Source organism: Dactylosporangium sp. CA-092794 (genome assembly GCF_050948465.1).
Classification (GTDB): Bacteria; Actinomycetota; Actinomycetes; order Mycobacteriales; family Micromonosporaceae; genus Dactylosporangium.
In genome coordinates this window covers 9,247,084-9,264,605 of sequence record NZ_CP192044.1, presented here as the reverse complement: position 1 = coordinate 9,264,605, position 17,522 = coordinate 9,247,084, and the positions used below count along the sequence as shown (strand labels likewise).

16 protein-coding genes and 1 pseudogene are annotated in these 17,522 nt (G+C 73.8%); 9 read left to right on the top strand and 8 right to left on the bottom strand.

What is annotated here, in order from left to right:
* Positions 1 to 11: 11 nt before the first annotated feature.
* Genes ACQPXD_RS39615 through ACQPXD_RS39600 form a run of 4 tightly spaced genes read left to right on the top strand, consistent with a single transcriptional unit; the run spans position 12 to position 5,947 of the window.
* Positions 12 to 1,865: a glycoside hydrolase family 15 protein gene (locus ACQPXD_RS39615; RefSeq protein ID WP_432827359.1), complete on the top strand. Its 1,854-nt coding sequence runs from the start codon at positions 12 to 14 to the stop codon at positions 1,863 to 1,865.
* Positions 1,862 to 3,211: a glucose-6-phosphate dehydrogenase gene (locus ACQPXD_RS39610; RefSeq protein ID WP_432827357.1), complete on the top strand. Its 1,350-nt coding sequence runs from the start codon at positions 1,862 to 1,864 to the stop codon at positions 3,209 to 3,211. Before ACQPXD_RS39615 ends, ACQPXD_RS39610 begins: the two co-directional genes overlap by 4 nt.
* A complete protein-coding gene (locus ACQPXD_RS39605; RefSeq protein WP_432827355.1) occupies positions 3,208 to 4,965 on the top strand; it encodes an IlvD/Edd family dehydratase in 1,758 nt (585 codons plus the stop codon). The genes ACQPXD_RS39610 and ACQPXD_RS39605 overlap by 4 nt, the downstream gene beginning before the upstream one ends.
* Before the next feature lie 13 nt (positions 4,966 to 4,978).
* Positions 4,979 to 5,947: a C-terminal binding protein gene (locus ACQPXD_RS39600; RefSeq protein WP_432827353.1), complete on the top strand. Its 969-nt coding sequence runs from the start codon at positions 4,979 to 4,981 to the stop codon at positions 5,945 to 5,947.
* Positions 5,948 to 5,966: 19 nt separating this feature from the next.
* Here ACQPXD_RS39600 and ACQPXD_RS39595 read toward each other — a convergent pair whose 3' ends face one another.
* Both ACQPXD_RS39595 and ACQPXD_RS39590 read right to left on the bottom strand, forming a co-directional pair.
* The gene (locus tag ACQPXD_RS39595) at positions 5,967 to 6,302 is read right to left on the bottom strand and encodes a PadR family transcriptional regulator (protein WP_432827351.1); all 336 of its coding nucleotides are present in this window, start codon (positions 6,300 to 6,302) and stop codon (positions 5,967 to 5,969) included.
* A 100-nt stretch (positions 6,303 to 6,402) separates the two neighbouring features.
* On the bottom strand, positions 6,403 to 6,771 hold the full coding sequence (locus ACQPXD_RS39590) for a hypothetical protein (protein WP_432827349.1): 369 nt from the start codon (positions 6,769 to 6,771) through the stop codon (positions 6,403 to 6,405).
* An 11-nt stretch (positions 6,772 to 6,782) separates the two neighbouring features.
* Between ACQPXD_RS39590 and ACQPXD_RS39585 the strand changes: the two genes are divergently transcribed.
* A complete protein-coding gene (locus tag ACQPXD_RS39585) occupies positions 6,783 to 7,535 on the top strand; it encodes an endonuclease/exonuclease/phosphatase family protein (RefSeq protein WP_432827347.1) in 753 nt (250 codons plus the stop codon).
* Here ACQPXD_RS39585 and ACQPXD_RS39580 read toward each other — a convergent pair.
* From ACQPXD_RS39580 to ACQPXD_RS39570, 3 genes and pseudogenes are all read right to left on the bottom strand, one after another.
* Entirely contained in the window at positions 7,456 to 7,890 is a 435-nt protein-coding gene (locus ACQPXD_RS39580) for a hypothetical protein (protein ID WP_432827345.1), read from the bottom strand. The two genes, ACQPXD_RS39585 and ACQPXD_RS39580, sit on opposite strands and share 80 nt — an antisense overlap.
* On the bottom strand, positions 7,887 to 8,093 hold the full coding sequence (locus tag ACQPXD_RS39575) for a hypothetical protein (RefSeq protein WP_432827343.1): 207 nt from the start codon (positions 8,091 to 8,093) through the stop codon (positions 7,887 to 7,889). The genes ACQPXD_RS39580 and ACQPXD_RS39575 overlap by 4 nt, the downstream gene beginning before the upstream one ends.
* A gap of 199 nt (positions 8,094 to 8,292) precedes the next feature.
* Positions 8,293 to 8,868: pseudogene (locus tag ACQPXD_RS39570) on the bottom strand (GGDEF domain-containing protein); the annotation flags it as partial.
* Positions 8,869 to 9,074: 206 nt separating this feature from the next.
* Here ACQPXD_RS39570 and ACQPXD_RS39565 point away from each other — a divergent pair.
* Both ACQPXD_RS39565 and ACQPXD_RS39560 read left to right on the top strand, forming a co-directional pair.
* Positions 9,075 to 9,317, top strand: coding sequence for a DUF397 domain-containing protein (locus ACQPXD_RS39565; RefSeq protein ID WP_432827341.1), 243 nt, complete (start codon positions 9,075 to 9,077; stop codon positions 9,315 to 9,317).
* A 145-nt stretch (positions 9,318 to 9,462) separates the two neighbouring features.
* Positions 9,463 to 10,353 (top strand): helix-turn-helix domain-containing protein, encoded by an 891-nt coding sequence (locus ACQPXD_RS39560; RefSeq protein WP_432827339.1) that lies wholly within the window; start codon positions 9,463 to 9,465, stop codon positions 10,351 to 10,353.
* 21 nt (positions 10,354 to 10,374) lie between these two features.
* Here ACQPXD_RS39560 and ACQPXD_RS39555 read toward each other — a convergent pair whose 3' ends face one another.
* The 3 genes from ACQPXD_RS39555 to ACQPXD_RS39545 form a co-directional block, all read right to left on the bottom strand.
* Positions 10,375 to 10,812 carry a hypothetical protein gene (locus ACQPXD_RS39555; protein ID WP_432827337.1) on the bottom strand — a complete coding sequence of 146 codons (438 nt, stop codon included), beginning with the start codon at positions 10,810 to 10,812 and terminating at the stop codon, positions 10,375 to 10,377.
* Between the two features lie 692 nt (positions 10,813 to 11,504).
* Positions 11,505 to 13,091, bottom strand: a complete 1,587-nt coding sequence (locus ACQPXD_RS39550) for an MFS transporter (RefSeq protein ID WP_432827335.1) — start codon at positions 13,089 to 13,091, stop codon at positions 11,505 to 11,507.
* 63 nt (positions 13,092 to 13,154) lie between these two features.
* Positions 13,155 to 14,669: a cellulose binding domain-containing protein gene (locus ACQPXD_RS39545; protein WP_432827333.1), complete on the bottom strand. Its 1,515-nt coding sequence runs from the start codon at positions 14,667 to 14,669 to the stop codon at positions 13,155 to 13,157.
* Positions 14,670 to 14,837: 168 nt separating this feature from the next.
* Between ACQPXD_RS39545 and ACQPXD_RS39540 the strand changes: the two genes are divergently transcribed.
* Both ACQPXD_RS39540 and ACQPXD_RS39535 read left to right on the top strand, forming a co-directional pair.
* Complete coding sequence (locus ACQPXD_RS39540; protein WP_432827331.1) at positions 14,838 to 16,787, top strand: Hsp70 family protein; 1,950 nt, start codon at positions 14,838 to 14,840, stop codon at positions 16,785 to 16,787.
* A 70-nt stretch (positions 16,788 to 16,857) separates the two neighbouring features.
* Positions 16,858 to 17,505 (top strand): DUF2267 domain-containing protein, encoded by a 648-nt coding sequence (locus ACQPXD_RS39535; RefSeq protein ID WP_432827329.1) that lies wholly within the window; start codon positions 16,858 to 16,860, stop codon positions 17,503 to 17,505.
* The last annotated feature ends 17 nt before the right edge of the window (positions 17,506 to 17,522 follow it).

The following is a 17,522-nucleotide window of genomic DNA, read 5'->3' as shown; positions in this document are numbered from 1 at the left end:
GAGGTCACGACATGCTGGATCGCGAACCGCCCTTCCGCCCGGTGCGCCGGCGCGACGGGTTCCTGCCACTGGAGGACTTCGGGCTGATCGGCGACGGCGCGACCGCCGCGCTGGTCGGCCTGGACGGCAGCGTCCCGTGGCTCTGCGTGCCCGGCTTCGACGCCGAGCCGCTGTTCTGCGGGCTGCTCGACCGCCTCGGCGGCGGGCAGTTCGGCGCGACAGCCGAGGGCCTCGTCGAGGCCCGGCAGCGCTACCAGCCCGACACCGGCGTGCTCGTCACCGAGCTGCGCACCGAGACGGGGCTGCTGCGGCTCACCGACGCGCTGGCGCTGCGCTCCGGCGCGGATCTCACCGACGACTCGCCCGCCGACCGCGGCGAGCTGGTGCGGCTGGCCGAGGTGCTCGACGGCACCGTCCGGCTCCACGTCGACATGCAGCCCCGCGGCGGTGGCCTCGCCCGTCGCGCCTTCAGCGGGCTGGAGATCACCGCGCCGCAGGTGCCCGGCGTGCGGCTGCACCTGCGCTCCAGCCATCCGCTGAGCGGCCTGCACAACCGCTACGACCTGGCCCAGGGCGACCGGGTGGAGCTGGTGCTGTCGTGGGGCCGGATCCATCGCCACCACCGGGTGGACGTCGAGGCGAGCATCCGGCAGACGGCCGCGGCGTGGCGGCGGTGGATGACCGGCTTCGACTACGACGGCCCGCAGGAGGCGATGGTCCGGCGGGCCGCGATCACGCTCAAGCTGTGCGACCACTGGGTCAACGGCTCGGTCGCCGCGGCGCCGACCTCCTCGCTGCCCGCGCCCATCGGCGGGGTGCGCAACTGGGACTACCGGTACTCCTGGATCCGCGACGCGGCGTTCGCCGTCTTCGCGCTGCGCCGCATCGGCTTCGGCGGCGAGGCCGACGCGTTCCTCGGCTGGGTTCTCGACGCCTTCGAGCAGAGCCGCCGGCCCCAGATCATGTACACGCTGGCCGGCGGGCCGGTGCCGGACGAGCGGCTGGATCCGGGGCTGGGCGGCTACCGCGACTCGGCGCCGGTGCGCTGGGGCAACGGCGCCGCCGACCAGCGCCAGCACGACGTCTACGGCGAGGTCGTCGACTGCGCCGACCAGTGGTCGCTGGCCGGCGGCGAGGTCGAGCCCGGGCTCTGGGCCGGCCTCGCCGGCGTGGCCGACGCCGCCGCCCGCACGTGGCGGACGCCGGACCAGGGCATCTGGGAGGTCCGCGGCGAGGGCCGGGTCTTCACCTACTCGGCCGCGCTGTGCCAGGTCGCCCTCGATCGGGCGGCCGCCATGGCGGACCGGCTCGGCCTGCCCGGGCCGGCGCCGCGGTGGCGGGCGACGGCCGGGGAGATCCGCCGGGCGATCGTCGAGGACGCCTGGAACGAGCAGGCGCAGACCATCTGCGAGCACCTCGACGGCCGCGGCGGCGTGGACGCCAGCCTGCTCGCCCTGCCGCTGCGGCGGGTCGTCGCGGCCGACCACCCCCGGATGGTGGCGACCGCGAAGGCCGTCGCCGAGCGGCTCGGCGCCGGGGACGGCCTGCTGTACCGCTACCGCCACGACGAGTCCCCGGACGGCCTCCCCGGCGACGAGGGCGCGTTCCTGCTGTGCAGCTTCTGGCTGGCCGACAACCTGACCGGCCAGGGGCGCCTCGACGAGGCCGAGGAGCTGTACACGTCGCTGTGCGAGCGGGCGAGCCCGCTCGGCCTGCTCGCCGAGCAGGTCGACCCGGCGACCGGGGCGCTTGCCGGAAACTTCCCGCAGGCGTTCAGTCACATCGGGGTGATCGCCAGCGGCGTCGCCCTGGCCCGGGCGAAGGACGTCGCGCGGGCCCGGCCGAAGGCGGGAGTGGCGGCATGATCGAGCAGCTGGTGATCCTGGGGGCGACCGGCGACCTGACCGCGCGGTTCCTGCTGCCCGCCCTCGGCGCGCTGCGCGCCGGCGGGCACCTGGACGAGCGGTTCGGGCTCACCGGCGTCGGGCGGGAGGACTGGACCGACGACGCCTTCCGGGCCTGGGCGGCGCAGTGCCTCGACCGGCACGCTCCGGACGTCCCGGCCGCGCACCGGCGGGAGGTGGTGGCGGCCGCGCGGTACCGGCGGGCCGACGTCACCGACCCGGCCGCCCTGGCCGCCGTGATCCCGCCCGACCGGCCGGTCGCCGCCTACCTGGCGCTGCCGCCGTCGATCTTCCCGGCCGCGGTGTCGGCGCTGCACGGGGCGGGCACCGCGGCCGGCAGCACCATCGTGCTGGAGAAGCCGTTCGGCGAGAGCCTCCACGACGCGGTCGAGCTCAACCGGCTGCTGTCCGGCCTCTACCCGGAGCCGAGCGTCTTCCGGGTCGACCACTTCCTCGCCATGCCGACCGTCCGCAACATCCTCGGCGTGCGGCTCGCCAACCGGGTCCTCGAGCCGATCTGGAACAGCGCGCACATCGAGCGGGTCGACATCGTCTGGGACGAGTCGCTGGCGCTGGAGGGCCGGGCCGCCTACTACGACGGCGTCGGCGCGCTCAAGGACATGCTGCAGAACCACCTGCTGCAGCTGCTGTGCCTGGTCGCCATGGAGCCGCCGATCAGCCTCGGCGACCGGGACCTGCGCGACCGCAAGGTCGACGTGCTGCGCTCGGTGCGGCCGCTGACCCCGCACGACGTCGTGCACCGCACCCGCCGGGCCCGCTACGGCGCGGGGGCGGGCCGGCCCGCCTACGTCGACGAGGCGGGCGTCGACCCGCAGCACCACACCGAGACGTTCGCGGAGATGCTGCTCGAGCTCGACAACTGGCGCTGGCCCGGCACGGTCTTCCGGCTGCGGACCGGCAAGGCGCTGCGGGCCGACCGCCAGGAGGTCGCGGTCCATTTCCGGCCCGTGCCGCACCTGCCGTTCGGCGACGACGGCACCGCCGCCCCCAACGTGCTGCGCTTCGGCCTGCAGCCGGAGTCCGTCGCGCTGCACCTGACCGGCACCACGACCGGCGGCGACGGGCTCACCCCGCTCACCCTCGCCGCCACGCCGGACCCGGGCGAGTTGCCGGCTTACGGCCGGCTGCTGCTCGACGTGCTCAACCGTGACCCGGCGCTGTCGATCCGCGCGGACGAGGCCGAGGAGTCGTGGCGGGTCGTCACCCCGGTGCTCGAGGCGTGGGCGAAGGACCTGGTGCCGCTGGAGGAGTACCCGGCCGGCTCGGACGGACCGGCCCCGCGATGAACGGACTGCGCAGCCGGCAGTGGTGGGACAACCCGGCGAACCCCGACATGACCGCGCTGTACCTGGAGCGCTACCTCAACTTCGGCCTGACCCGGGAGGAGCTGCAGTCCGGCCGGCCGATCGTCGGCATCGCGCAGACCGGCAGCGACCTGGTGCCGTGCAACCGGCACCACGTCGAGCTCGCCGACCGGGTGCGGGCCGGGATCCGCGACGGCGGCGGCATCCCGCTGGAGTTCCCGGTGCACCCGCTGCAGGAGACCGGCAAGCGGCCCACCGCGGCCCTGGACCGCAACCTCGCCTACCTCGGCCTGGTCGAGATCCTCTACGGCTACCCGCTCGACGGTGTCGTGCTGACCACCGGCTGCGACAAGACGACCCCGGCGTGCCTGATGGCGGCCGCGACCGTCAACACGCCCGCGATCGTGCTCTCCGGCGGGCCCATGCTCAACGGGTACGTCGACGGTGAGCGGGCCGGATCCGGGCTGATCATCTGGCAGTCCCGCCGGCTGCTCGCCGCCGGGGAGATCGACTACGCCGAGTTCATGCGCCGGGTGGCCGGCTCGGCCCCCAGCGTCGGGCACTGCAACACGATGGGTACCGCCCTGACGATGAACAGCATCGCCGAGGCGCTGGGGATGTCGCTGCCCGGCTGCGCCGCGATTCCGGCCCCCTACCGGGAGCGGGGCCAGATCGCCTACGACACCGGCCGGCGCGCCGTGGAGCTGGTCCGCTCGGACGTCACCCCGCAGTCGATCATGACCCGGGAGGCGTTCGAGAACGCGATGGTGGTCACCGCGGCGATCGCCGGGTCCACCAACTGCCCGATCCACCTCATGGCGATCGCCCGCCACACCGGGGTGGAGCTGAGCAACGACGACTGGGAGGCGGTCGCCGGTGACGTGCCGATCCTGGCCAACTGCGCCCCGGCCGGCACCTACCTCGGCGAGGACTTCCACCGCGCCGGTGGGGTGCCGGCGGTGATGCGCGCGCTGCTCGACGCCGGCCGCCTGCACGCGGGCGCGATGACCGTGAGCGGCCGGACGGTCGCCGACAACGTGCGGGACGCGCGCAGCGGCGACCCGGACGTCATCGCGGCCTACGACGACGCGTTCGCGCCCCGCGGCGGCTTCCTCGTGCTGCACGGCAACCTCTTCCGCTCCGGGATGATGAAGATGTCGGTGGTGACCGAGGAACTGCGCGCGCGCTACCTGACCGCACCGGCGGTGACCTGGCGCGCGGTGGTCTTCGAGGGGCCTGAGGACTACCACCGGCGCATCGACGACCCGGCGCTCGCGATCGACGAGAACTGCGTCCTGGTGATCCGTAACACCGGCCCCATCGGCTACCCGGGCTCGGCCGAGGTGGTGAACATGCAGCCGCCCACGGCCCTGATCGTGCGCGGCGTCGAGGCGATCCCGACCCTGGGCGACGGCCGGCAGAGCGGCACCTCCGACGCCCCGTCGATCCTCAACGCGAGCCCGGAGGCCGCCGTCGGCGGCAACCTCGCGATCGTGCGCACCGGCGACCGGATCACCCTCGACATCCCGGCGCACCGCCTCGACGTCGAGCTCGGCGACGAGGAGATCGCCGAGCGCTGGCGCGAGCACACCCCGCCGCCGCTGTCCAACCAGACGCCCTGGCAGGAGCTGTTCCGGGAGCACGCCGGCCAGATGGATACCGGCAGCTGCCTGGACTTCGCCGTCGCCTACCGCGACATCGTGCACACGAAGGGACTGCCCCGTGACTCTCACTGACCGCGGAACGATCATGATCGCCGACTCGGACTTCGGCGACGTGGACATTGAGCGGGCCATCGCCGAGGAGGCCGGGTTCGCGCTGCGGGCGCAGCAGTGCAAGTCCGAGGAGGAGGTCGTGCGGTACGGCCGGGACGCCGACGGCATCCTCACGCAGTACGCCCACATCGGCTCGGCCGCCATGGACCGGCTGCCGAACTGCCGGGTGATCGCCCGCTACGGCACCGGCGTCGACATCGTCGACGTCGACGCGGCCACCCGGCACGGCATCCAGGTGACCAACGCGCCGAGCGAGTGGTGCGCCGAGGAGGTCGCCGACCACGCGATCGCGCTGTGGCTGTGCGCCGCGCGCAAGATCAACGAGTACGACGCGTCCACCCGGGCCGGCGAGTGGCAGTGGCAGACGGGCGAGCCGATCTGGCGGCTGCGCGGGCGCGTCTTCGGCATCCTCGGCTTCGGGGCGATCGCCCGGCTCATCGCGGAGCGGGCCCGGCCGTTCGGGGTGCGGTTGCGAAGCCACGACCCGTTTGTGGACGACGAGCGGATCCGGGCCGCCGGGGTGCGCCCGGTCTCCTTCGACGAGCTCGTCGAGGACTCCGACTACCTCGTCATCCAGGCGCCGCTGACCCCGGACACCCATCACCTGTTCGACCGGGCGACGCTGGCCCGCATGAAGCCGACGGCGATGCTCGTCAACACCGCCCGCGGGCCGATCGTCGCCGACGCCGCGCTCGCCGACGCCCTGACGAGCGGCGCCCTCGCCGGCGCCGCGCTCGACGACCTGGAGGAGGAGCCGGCCAAGCTGCGGGACTGGCGGCCGGTCAACCCGCTGCTGCACCTGCCGAACGCGGTCGTCACGCCGCACGCCGCCTACTACTCCGAGCAGTCCCTGCGGGCGGTGCGGGCGATCGCCGCCCAGGAGGCCGTCCGGGTGCTCACCGGTCAGCCTCCCCAGTCCCCGGTGAACACGCTCGGCCGGTGAGCCCCCGATCGGTGCCGGGTCAGGCCGCGTCGTTGGCGGCCACCCGCAGGCGCCGGTCGGCGGCGGCCGCGTTGCGGTGCAGCCGGTCCGTCTCCGAGCTGAGCAGGTCGCGCCCCACCTCAGTGAGCCGGTAATAGCGGCGCAGCCGGGACGCGACCACCTCCTCCCGGTCCACCTCGATCAGCCCGTCGGCGCGCAGCCGGTCAAGGATGCCGTAGAGCGTGCCGGCCTGCAGGCGCACCCGCCCCTCCGAGATCCGGCGCACGTCGTCCAGCACGCTGTAGCCGTGCTGCGGCTCGGCCGCGAGGGCCGTGAGGACCAGAAACGTCGGTTCGCGTAATGGTAAGCCAGTCATGTCCATCACTATATGAAGAACATCGATATATGCCATCAGCCGATCGGCCAACTGGCCATGGGGTGATGATGCATTAGTAAACTGTCTTAACAGCAGTGGGTCAAGAACTATTTTCAGCTGCCGCCAGCGCCAGCCGGATCAGGGTCTCGGCGCAGGCGTGGACCTGGGGCAGCGACACCCGCTCGTCCGGGCGGTGCCCGTAGCCCACGCCCGGGCCGTACCGCACCGCCGGGATGCCGGCCGCGGTCAGCAGCCGCAGGTCCGAGCCGTAGGGGGCACCCCGAACCGCCCCTCCGCGACGAGCAGGCCGGGCGGCCACGTGGTGGACGATCTCGCTTTCCGCGGCGGAACCGCCCACACTGGGCATCCGGATCAGCTCGCTGAGCGTGCCGGCCGCCTCGGCGCGGGCGGCGCGCAGGGCGCCGAGGGCGGGACCGGGGTCGAGGGCAGCGCTGGGATCATGGGCCACGAGGGCAGGGTATGACGTTCACCGTCATGACGTACAACATCAAGAACGGCGGCGCCGGGCGGCTGGAGGCGATCGCGGAGGTCATCGCGGCGGCGGCGCCGGACGTCGTGGCCGTGCAGGAGCTGCGCGGCGTGCCGGACCTCGGGGCGCTGACCGGGATGCGGCAGCTGGTGGCCCGGTCCTGGCGCGGGCAGCCGGTGGGGCTGCTGGTCGGCCGGCACCTGCGGGTCCTGGCCGCCGGCGCGGTGCCCCGGCCGTTCTTCCACGCGGCGGCCTGGGCCCGGCTGGCCTCGCCGCTCGGCCCGCTGACCGTGCTCGGCGCGCACCTCTATCCCCACTGGGGGCGGGTGCGGCGGGCCGAGGCCGGATGGCTCGCCGGTTTTGCCAGGAACCAGGGCGATTCGGTACTGCTGGCCGACCTCAACTCGCTCGACCCCTACGCCGAGCACGGGCCGGCCCTGGCCACGCTGCCGATGCGGTACCGCCGCCGGCACCTGCACCGGACCACCGGGGCACCGGACGTGGCGGCCACGGCGCTGCTGGCCCGGCGCGGGCTGGTCGACGTGTTCCGCCGGTGCGGCACCGGCCAGAGCTGGACCGTGCCGACGACCCGCGGCGGGGGAGCGGAGTTCACCGAGCTGCGGCTGGACTACGTGCTGGCCACGCCGGGCGTGGCCGGGCGGTTCACCGACTGTTTCGTCGTGTCCGGCGGGGCGGCGGAATCCGCGTCGGATCACTACCCGCTGGTGGCCCGGGCAGCGTAGAGACCTGCGCGGCGGCGGCCTGCGCGGCGCTGCCCGAGGCGCGCGGGTCGATCTGCTCGCGCGGCGGGGGCTGGCGCCGGTAGCCGCCCAGCGGCGGGTTCGCCACCCAGCGGATGACCGGGCCCTGGCCGGGGGCGGGCAGCCAGCCGAGGAAGCGGTTCCACAGCTGCTCGGCGCCGAACTGGCGCAGGTCCTCGGCGGCGTCGGCAACCCGCAGCGCCATCAGCGTGCGCAGCTCGCCCGGGCTGCCCTCATGCTCGGCGAGCAGCTGCTCGCGCTTCTGCGGGCACGGCCACGGCTCGGCACATCCCGTGCACCGCCAGGTCGGCCGGGCCGGAATGTGCGCCGCGCTCACCCAAGGCTCCCCGGCCGGGCGAGCTCGAGGCGTCGCAGGGCGTAGACAAGCACCGAGTTACGGGCCGTCACGTACTGGTCACACGGCCACGGCCGGCCGCAGTCGCGGCACAGGTCGCCGCGCTTGAACTTCGCGGCCAGCCAGTTGCGGGGGCGGGGCTGGTGGCGGCGACGCTGGCGAACGAGGTCTGGCAGCTGGTCCATAGCGAATCCTTCAGCTCGCCGTGGTCGGACGGGGAGAGGTGTCCCGCTCCGCCGGCGGCCGGGGCTTGGCCGGGCGGAGCGTGGTGTGCACGACGTGCTGGTGGTTGCCGGCGTGCGGGTGGCCCGCCGTCGAGACCGCCGCGGCCGGGACGGCCGGATGGGTCAGCACCGTGGTCAGGTGGGGCCGGTGGCGGGCGCCCTTGCTGCGATACATGGCCGCATCGGCCCGGTGGACCGCGTCGGCGAGGTGCGCGTCCGGCTCGACCGGGACGAGCCCGACCGACACGCTGACGGCGACCATCTGCCCGGCCAGCCGCATCGGGGCGGCGAGCGCCTCGGCCAGCCGGTCGGCCTGCTCCTGCGGGCTGCCGTGCTCGCGCGTGAGGACGCCGGCGAACTCGTCGCCGCCCAGCCGGGCGACGAGCCCGGAGCCGGCGTAGGCGGCCAGGCGGCGGGCGGTCGTCACGAGCACCTCGTCGCCGGCCGAGTGACCGAACGCGTCGTTGATCTGCTTGAAGCCGTCGACGTCGAGCACGACGGCGACCAGGGGGTGCAGTCCGCGGTCCGCGACGAGCTCGGTGCCGCGCTTGTAGAAGGCCCGCCGGTTCGGCAGCCCGGTGAGCGGATCGTGGCAGGCCGCGTAGCGCTCGACGGCGAGATCGGCGGTGAGCCGCTCGGCCAGCCGCTCCGCGCGGCGCGCGCGCAGATACAGCGGAAGGGCCGCACACGCCCCGGCCGCCGCGGCCGCACCGGCCAGGAAGGCGAGGGGATCCATGCGCGCGTCCCTTTCTAGATCGCAGCCGGGGAAGCCGCTCGATCATTTGGGGGCCTACGTCCGGTTTTGATCACCAACGGTGAGGAAGCCCTGACATCGGCACATGCGATAGCATGCGCTTCATCGGCTGCAGAAGCAAGAGCCGATGCACGTGCAGACGCCGTTTGCTTGGTGAAGTTTCAACCAAGGTCCTCAGAAAGATGTCGATGGAGCAGACGTACAACGGGATGCCGGCCGGCCACCTCGCGGGTGTTGCCTGGCAGAAGAGCCGCCGCAGCAATCCCAGCGGCAACTGTGTCGAGCTGGCCGCCCTGCCCGACGGCAGCGGTTTTGCCATGCGCAACTCGCGCGACCCCGAGGGTCCGGCCCTGATCTACACCTACGACGAGATTGCCGCCTTCGTCGGAGGCGCCCGTGACGGCGACTTCGACAATCTGTTGCATGAGTAATCAAGCAGTGAGAACGAGCAGGCTCGCACCCCGCCTGTAGACGCGAGCCCACTCCCGCTTACTGTCCGGTCATGGCATGCTTACTCCGGTCGCGGCGGGGGGACTCGCGGCGCGCTGTCCGAACACCACGGTCCGGAGGCAGTACGTGACGACCGGTCTACCCGAGGGAGGAGCGTCCGGAGGCCCAACGGTCCTCCGGATGCTGCTGGGCGCCCACCTGCGGCGTCTGCGTGAGGCCCAGGGGGTCACCCGGGAGGATGCCGGCTGGGAGATCCGTTCCTCGGAATCCAAGATCAGCCGGATGGAGCTCGGCCGCGTCGGCTTCAAGGAGCGCGACGTCGCCGACCTGCTGACCCTGTATGGCGTCGACGACGCCGAGGAGCGCAACCGGCTGCTGGCCCTGGCCCGCGACGCGAACAACCCCGGCTGGTGGCACCGCTTCGGCGACGTGCTGCCCAACTGGTTCCAGTCCTACCTCGGGCTCGAGGCCGCCGCGGCGCTGATCCGGACCTACGAGGTCCAGTTCGTGCCCGGCCTGCTGCAGACCCGGGAGTACGCCCGATCGGTCGTCCTGCTCGGCCACGGCCGGGCCAAGGGCGACGAGATCGACCGCCGCGTCGAGCTGCGCCTGCAGCGCCAGCAGATCCTGACCCGCGCCGAGGACCCGGCCCGCCTGTGGGTCGTCGTCGACGAGGCCGCGCTGCGCCGCCCGATCGGCGGCCACGACGTGATGCGCGGCCAGATCGAGGCGCTGATGGAGATCAACGCGAACCTGCCCAACGTGCGGCTGCAGGTGATCCCGTTCAACGTCGGCGGCCACGCGGCGGCCGGCGGCGCCTATACGATCCTCCGCTTCCCGGACGAGGACCTGCCCGACGTGGTCTACATCGAGCAGCTGACCTCGGCGCTCTATCTGGACAAGCGCGACGACGTCGACCTCTACGCCGAAGCGATGGAGCGCCTGTGTGTGGAGGCCCGCCCCCCGACGGACACCGCGAAGGTGCTCGAGGAGATTCGCAAGGACCTCGACGAGTAGCCTTCGCCGCTCGGACGAATTCTATCCAGATCGCTCGATGCGGTCCAGTGCCGCGTTGCGGGGCACGTAGCGGTGCAGCAGGTTGCCCTGGCCGGCCGCCAGGATCGCGGCCACCACCGGCGTCTCCGCCTTGCGGATCTCCAGGTCGGTCTCCTCGGCGGCGGCCAGCGCCAGCCGCGCGGCCTGCGGGCCGGGCAGGGCCTGCCACGCGGGCAGCAGGGTGCGGTTGATGGCGTCGTCGTACCACTCCGGCACGGTCGGCGGGGGCAGCCGGCCCTCGCGCCAGCGGTGGATCAGCGTCTGGGCCCAGCGGTCCCAGAACGCGAGCTCGGCCAACACGGTCGCCGTGCTCCAGCCGGGCGCGACGGGCTTGCGCAGACCCTCTTCGCCGAGGGTCTCGATGAGTGACGTCAGGCGTTGCCGCGCGGCGGCGTTCTCGTCCAGGGGTCGGTGTTCCACCCCTCAAACGTAAGCGGAGCAGCGGATCTTCGCATGATCCACAACGCTGCCCGGCGGCCGGACCCGTCACGCCCGTGCGGTTGGCCGCGCCGGACCCGGCCAGGATGTGCCGCACGTGGCTCTCCGCGGTCCGCTCGCTGAGCACCGGCCGCGCGGCGATGTCCCGGTTCGGCAGCGCCTGCGCGGCCGGCCCGGCGATCGCGCGCTCCCGGGCGGTGAGCGGGTCCAGCGCGACCGACCGCGCCGCCGGGCCGGGTATGGCCGGTGCGCGCCCACCGTCCTTCGGACGTCCAAAACATCGGGCGCTGCACGGCGCGAAGCACCGCGCGGCGGCCGGAAGTCTCCGTGATCATGCGCAACCCGGCGTCGACACCAACGGTTTTTCATGATCGTGGAGTGGTGATGTACCCCTGTGTACCGAAAGGTTCCGGGATCATGGCAAACCCGTGGTGCGGTCACGGCGGGCAGCATGATCACGGAGACATTCCTCCGCCCTGGCCGTGCAGATCAGATGGTGCGCCCGACAGGCGAGGCGTCCGCAACGCCCGCGCCGCGCGCGCGGACGAGGACAGCCGGCGGGAGATCGGCTGCGAGTTGCCGCCGCCGGTGCCAAGCGCCACACGCCACTGTTGGCTGCACGCGCGCAGACGCCGCCGATCGTTCTCCGAAGGAAGCTTCTTACCAGATGTAGGTCAATGGTGTGGGGTACCGAAGAGGTGGGTCACCTCCGGCTCGCCGTCGGCGAAGGCCCGGGCGGCCTCCTCGTCGGCCCGGTCGGCGCCGGTGGTCCGCTCGTCGTGCTGGCGGCGGTGCTCGGCCCAGGACGACACGGTGTAAAGCTCGACCATGACGCCGGCGTCCTCGCCGGCCCGGAACACGCCCCACTGGACCGCGCCGGTGCGCAGCCGGGACTCGCGGACCCGGCGCATCGCGGCCACGAACTCGTGCTGCCGGCCCGGGCTCACGCGGTAACGCAGCAGCACGACCACCGGCCCGTCGGTCTCCTCCGGCTCGATCTGCAGGTGCGGCTCCGGCCAGTGCACGGCGGTGCCGCGGTCCAGCCGGGTGGTGTCCAGGTAGGGCCACCACCACACCGACGCCACGCCCACCGCGAGCAGCCCGCCGGCGGCCAGCAGCGCGGGCACCAGCCCGAACCGGTCGGCGGCGACGCCCCACGCCGCGGCGGCCACCGCCTGGGCGCCGGAGAAGACGAACTGGTAGGCGGAGAGCCCCCGGGCCCGCACCCAGCCGGGCAGGAACAGCTGCACGGCCGCGTTGGAGTTGCTCAGCACCACGATCCACGCCGCGCCCGCCGGCACCAGCGCGACCGCGGCCACGACCGGCTGGCGGGTCACCGCCAGCACCGCCAGCACGACGGCATAGGTCAGTCCGGCCAGGGTGTACGCCTGGTTCTGCCCCAGCCGCGCCCGCGCCTCCGGCAGCAGGAACGCCCCGCCGATCGCCCCCGCACCGACCGCGGCCAGCAGCAGGCCGTAGCCGGTGGCGCCGAGCCCGAGCCGGTGCGCGGCGAGCACCGGCAGCAGCGCCCACATCGCCACCGCCGGCGCGATGAACAGCGCGATGCGCACCAGGATGCGGCGCATGACGGGGGAGAAGCGCACGTAGCGCTCCCCGGCCCGCACCGCGGCCAGGAACGGCTCCGGGCGTACCTCCGGCTCGGTGGCGGGCGGTCGGCGCAGGCCGGCGGCCACGACCGCGAAGACGGCGAACGAGGCGGCGTTGACCGCGAACACCGCGGCCGGCCCGGCCCGGGCGACGAGCAGCCCGGCGGCGGCGGGCCCGACCGCCCGGGCCAGGTTGACGCTGAGCGAGCCCAGCGCGGAGGCGGCCGCCAGGTCCGGGCGCGGGACGAGCTCGGGGATGAGCGCCTGGTACGGCGCGACGGTGAGCGCGGCGCCGCAGCCGAGCACGAACGTGAGGCCCAGCAGCCCGGCCGGGCTCAGCCGGTCCAGCGCGGCCAGCACCGCCATGGCCCCGGCGGTGACCGCCTGGCACGACTGGACGCCCACCAGCAGCCGGCGCCGGTCGAAGATGTCCGCCAGGGCGCCGCCGGGCAGCGCGAGCAGCAGCACCGGCAACGTGCTGGCGGTCTGCACCAGCGCGGTGTAGGTGGCCGCGCCCGGCGCGGCGAGCAGCGTCCACTGCGCGCCGACGGTCTGCATCCAGGTGCCGACCTGGCTGGTGAGCGCGGCGATCCACAGCGCGCGGAACGCGGCGACCCGCAGCGGCGTCCACGCGTCGGCGGCGAGGCTGGGCATGAGCGGCTCCGAGAGGCCCCGGGTCGTGACGTGGGGGTCGGGGCCCCTCGGATCATGCCACCCCTATGCCGAGACCGTCGCGAGATGATCCTTGATGCCCTGGCCGAACGCGGTGGCCGTGCCGTTGTAGTTGCTGATCAGCGCGGGGCCGGACGAGCAGTCCCAGGTGTTCCAGGTCCAGCCGAGGTACCCGACCGAGTGCGCGTCCGCCCAGTTCATCAGGGTGTCGACGAACCCGTGCGCGCAGTCGTTCTCGCCGATCTCGGTCAGCGAGAGCGGCACCTGCGCGGCCACCGGGGCCAGCTGGGCGTCGTAGCAGGAGGTGTTCGAGCAGGAGTTGAAGTTGTAGATGTGCGCGAACGCCGCGATGTTGTTCTGCGGGTCCGCCGGCTTGTACTGCAGCCACTGGGTGAGGTCGTTGGAGTACGCCAGGCCGCCGATCATGATGACGTTCGTGGCGCCGGTCGCCCGGACCGCGTTGACCAGGCTCTGGAAGCCGGCCACCGGGTAGCCGATGCCCGCGCAGGTGCCGCCGTCGCGCCAGCACGCCCAGCCGCTGGCCGCGCTGCCGGTGGCCCGCTCCGGGTACGGCTCGTTGAACAGGTCGAAGATCACCGCGTCGTTGCCCTTGAAGGCGCCCGCGACCCCGGTCCAGAACGAGGGCGCGTACTGCGCGTCCGGCATCGGCTTCTGGCAGGTCGCCTTGACGTCCGAGCAGCCGGCCGACGGACCGGTGTACTGCCCGTAGTTCCAGTGCATCTCGACGATCGGCGTGATGCCGCCGGCGACCAGCAGGTTCACGTAGGTCTTGACCGCATTCTGGTAGTTGGTCCCGCCGTAGGCGGCCTGCACGTCGCCGGTGCCCAGCCAGCACTCCTCGTTGAGCGGCACGCGCACGGTGCGGATCTTCCAGCCGCGCATGGCGGTGATCGACGCCTGGTCCATCGGCCCGTCCCAGATGCCGTTGCCCTGGATGCAGGCGAACTCGCCGCCGGAGCGGTTCACGCCCAGCAGCCGGTAGGCCGCGCCGGTGCCGGTGACCAGCCGGTTGCCGCTGACCTTGAGCCTGGGCGCGGCGCCGGACGGCGGCGGCGCCGACTGGCTCGGGCTGACCGGCGGGCTCGACGGCGGCGGGCTGCCCGGCGGCGGGCTGGTCGTCGTGCCGTTGCAGGTCACGCCGTTGAGCGTGAACGCCGCGGGCTTCGGGTTGCTGCCGCTCCACGTGCCGTTGAAGCCGATGGCGGTGCTCGCGCCGGTGCCGAGCGAGCCGTTGTACGACATGTTCGTGGCGCTCACGGCGGCGCCGGCCTGCGTCCAGTTGGCCGACCAGCCCTGGGTGAGCTGCTGGCCACCGGGGAACGTGAAGCCGAGGCTCCACGACGACAGGGCGTCGCCCAGGTTCTTGATCGTGACGGCGGCGGTGAACCCGCCCTGGCCGGGGCCGCTGGTCCAGTCGTTGGTGGTGTAGGTGACCTGACAGCCCGCGGCGGCCTGTGCCGGGCTCGGCAACAGGACCGCCCCGGCCGCGGCGAGCAGCAGGCCACCGGTCACCGCGAGGGTGGTGGTGCGGTACCGCATCGAGGCTCCATTCGGGAGACGGTTTGGAAGCGCTCCCATCCTTCGCTGCGTCTCGATGCCGTCAACCGCTTCGCCGTGTCGGTCGGCATTGTTCCTGTACGCGGGGCGAAACTTCCACGGCCGGATCTCCGATGCCGATCCGGCATCGGGCCACATAGCGTGCTGCCCGTGGCAGACCAGTACCGTCTCGGCATCGACTTCGGCACGTCGAACACCGTCGCCGCCATTCACGACGCGAGCGGGCGGCGGCGCGCCCTGCTCTTCGACGGGTTCCCGCTGCTGCCCTCGGGGGTCTGCCTCGCCCCCGACACCGGCGAGCTGCTCGTCGGCCGCGAGGCCGCGCACTCCGCCCGGGTCCACCCCGAGTGCTTCGAGCCGCACCCGAAGCGGCGCATCGACGACGGAAGCGTCCTGCTCGGCCCGGCGGAGCTGCCGGTCGCGCACCTCATCGCCGCCGTGCTGGCCCGGGTGCACGCCGAGGCGGCCCGGGTCACCGGCGCCGCGCCGGCCGGCGTCACGCTGACCCACCCGGCGGCGTGGGGCAACCGGCGCAAGGAGGTGCTGCTCGACGCGGCCGCGCGGGCCGGCCTGCCCGCGCCCGAGCTCGTGCCGGAGCCGGTCGCCGCCGCCTCCTACTTCGTGACCTCCACCGACGTGCGGGTGCCAGCGGGCGCCAGCGTCCTGGTGTACGACTTCGGCGCCGGCACCTTCGACGCGTCGGTCGTGCGCCGCACCGGCGACGGATGGGAGGTGCTCGCCAGCGAGGGCCTGCCCGACGCGGGCGGGCTCGACATCGACGCGGCGATCGTCGCCTACCTCGCCGCCACCTACACCACCGCCCGCCCGGACGAGGTGCGGCGCCTGGAGCGGCCGCAGTCGTCCGCGGACCGGCGGGCCAACCGGCTGCTGTGGGACGACGTGCGCACGGCCAAGGAGGTGCTGTCCCGGGCCACCTCGTCGTACATCCACGTCCCGCTCATCGAGGACGACGCGCCGCTGGGCCGCGAGCAGCTGGAGCGACTGGCCCGCCCGGTGCTCGACCGCACGGTCACGCTGACCCGCACGGTGATCGCCGACGCGCTGCCCTCGGGCGGCCTGGCCGGGCTGTTCCTGGTGGGCGGCTCCAGCCGTATCCCGCTGGTGGCCACGCTGCTGCACCAGTCGCTCCGGCTGGCGCCGACCGCGATCGAGCAGCCGGAGCTGGTGGTCGCCGAGGGCAGCGCCCTGCCGGCGGTGGCCCCGGCGGCGCCCGCCCCGCTGCCGCCGCAACCCGTGTCGCCCGCGTCCATGTCGATGCCGTCGGTGCCGGTGTCCGCCATGCCCGTGTCCGTCCCGCCCGAGCCGTCCTGGCCGGTGTCGGCGCCGCCCGTGTCGGCCCCCATTTCTCCGATTCCCGTCTCACCGCCGGTGCCGCGGCCGGTGCCGCGGCCGGTGCCGCCGGTCATCCTCCGTCCTATGGGTGCGCCGGCGAACCGTTCGCCGCTCGTCCCGGCGCTCGTGGCGTTCGGGGTGCTGGCGCTGCTGGGCATCCTCGGCCAGGTCGTGGGCGGGAACCTGTTCGAGTACGGCCGGTGGTTCATCGCCGAGCCGCCCGTGCTCCTGCTCCCGGCGTACATCGCGTGGGTCGCCGCCGACCTCGCCGCGCTCCCCGCCGCCCGGGGCCGCCGCGCGCTGCAGCACGGGATCGCGATCGCCGTCGCCTACTTCGTGATCATCGAGCTGGTCACCCCGCTGCGCGAGAGCCTTCCACCCGGCTTCCGGCTGCTCATCGTGCTCGCGATCGCCGGCCTCGTGACCGCCGCCCTGCTGGTGCCCCGGTTCCTGCGCCTGCCACCCCCGGCCGTGCTGCCGGTCGGCGCGCTGGTGGCGGCCCTGGTGTTCGCGCTGTCGATCGTGCCGCGGTACGCCGACCTGCCGCCCGACAACGGCGAGGAGTTCACCGGCCTGATCGGCACGCTGCTCGTCATGGCCGCCGCCCTGGTCGCCCTGGCCCACAGCGTGGTCGCCGCCCCGCACCCGGCGCCCTGGCAGAGCCCGGACCGCCTGCGCACGGCGGCCGCCTGGCTGCTGCCCGCCGCCGCACTGATCATCTTCGTTCAGGGTTGGGTGACCTACTGACCCGGGCGTTGGCACCCGGCCCGATCCCGGTGAACCGTGGAGGGGAGACCTTCGCGGAGGGAGAGGGACCATGGCACAGGCCGGACCGGATCCGTTCAACCACGCGCTGCACACCGCCAACGTGTGGCTCGCCGACATCGCGGGCGCCTTCGACACCGGCGACCGCCGGTACACCCAGCGCGCGCTGCGGGCCTGGCTGCACGCCCTGCGTGACCGGCTCACCGTCACCTCGGCCGCCAAGTTCGGCGCGCAGCTGCCGGAGCTGCTGCGCGGCATCTACTACGACGGCTGGGCGCCCAGCAAGGTGCCGGTGCGATACGGCGTCGAGCAGTACCTCCAGCGCTTCGCCGCGCAGTCCGGCATCTCGCCGGCCCAGGTGCCGGCGACCGCCGCCACCATCACCCAGGTCATCGGCGAGCACATGTCGCCCGGGCAGCTGGCGGAGAGCCTGTCCGAGCTCCCGGCCGACCTGCGGGCCGTGGTCACCGATACCGGCCGCGCCGCCCGGGAAACCGCGGCCGCCGAGCGGACCCCGGCCGGCAACGAGCGCATGGCCCGGCTCGAGGACCAGGTCGGCGCCCTCACCACCGCCGTGCGCGCCCTGGCCCACGGGCTGGAGGAGGAGCGGCCCACCGGCGGCGGCGCCGAGCCGGGCCAGGTGAGCCGGGCCGCCCGCCTCGCCGACGAGATCCTCATCGCCGCCGGCGCCGAGGCCTGACCCGGCCGCCGGGAGAA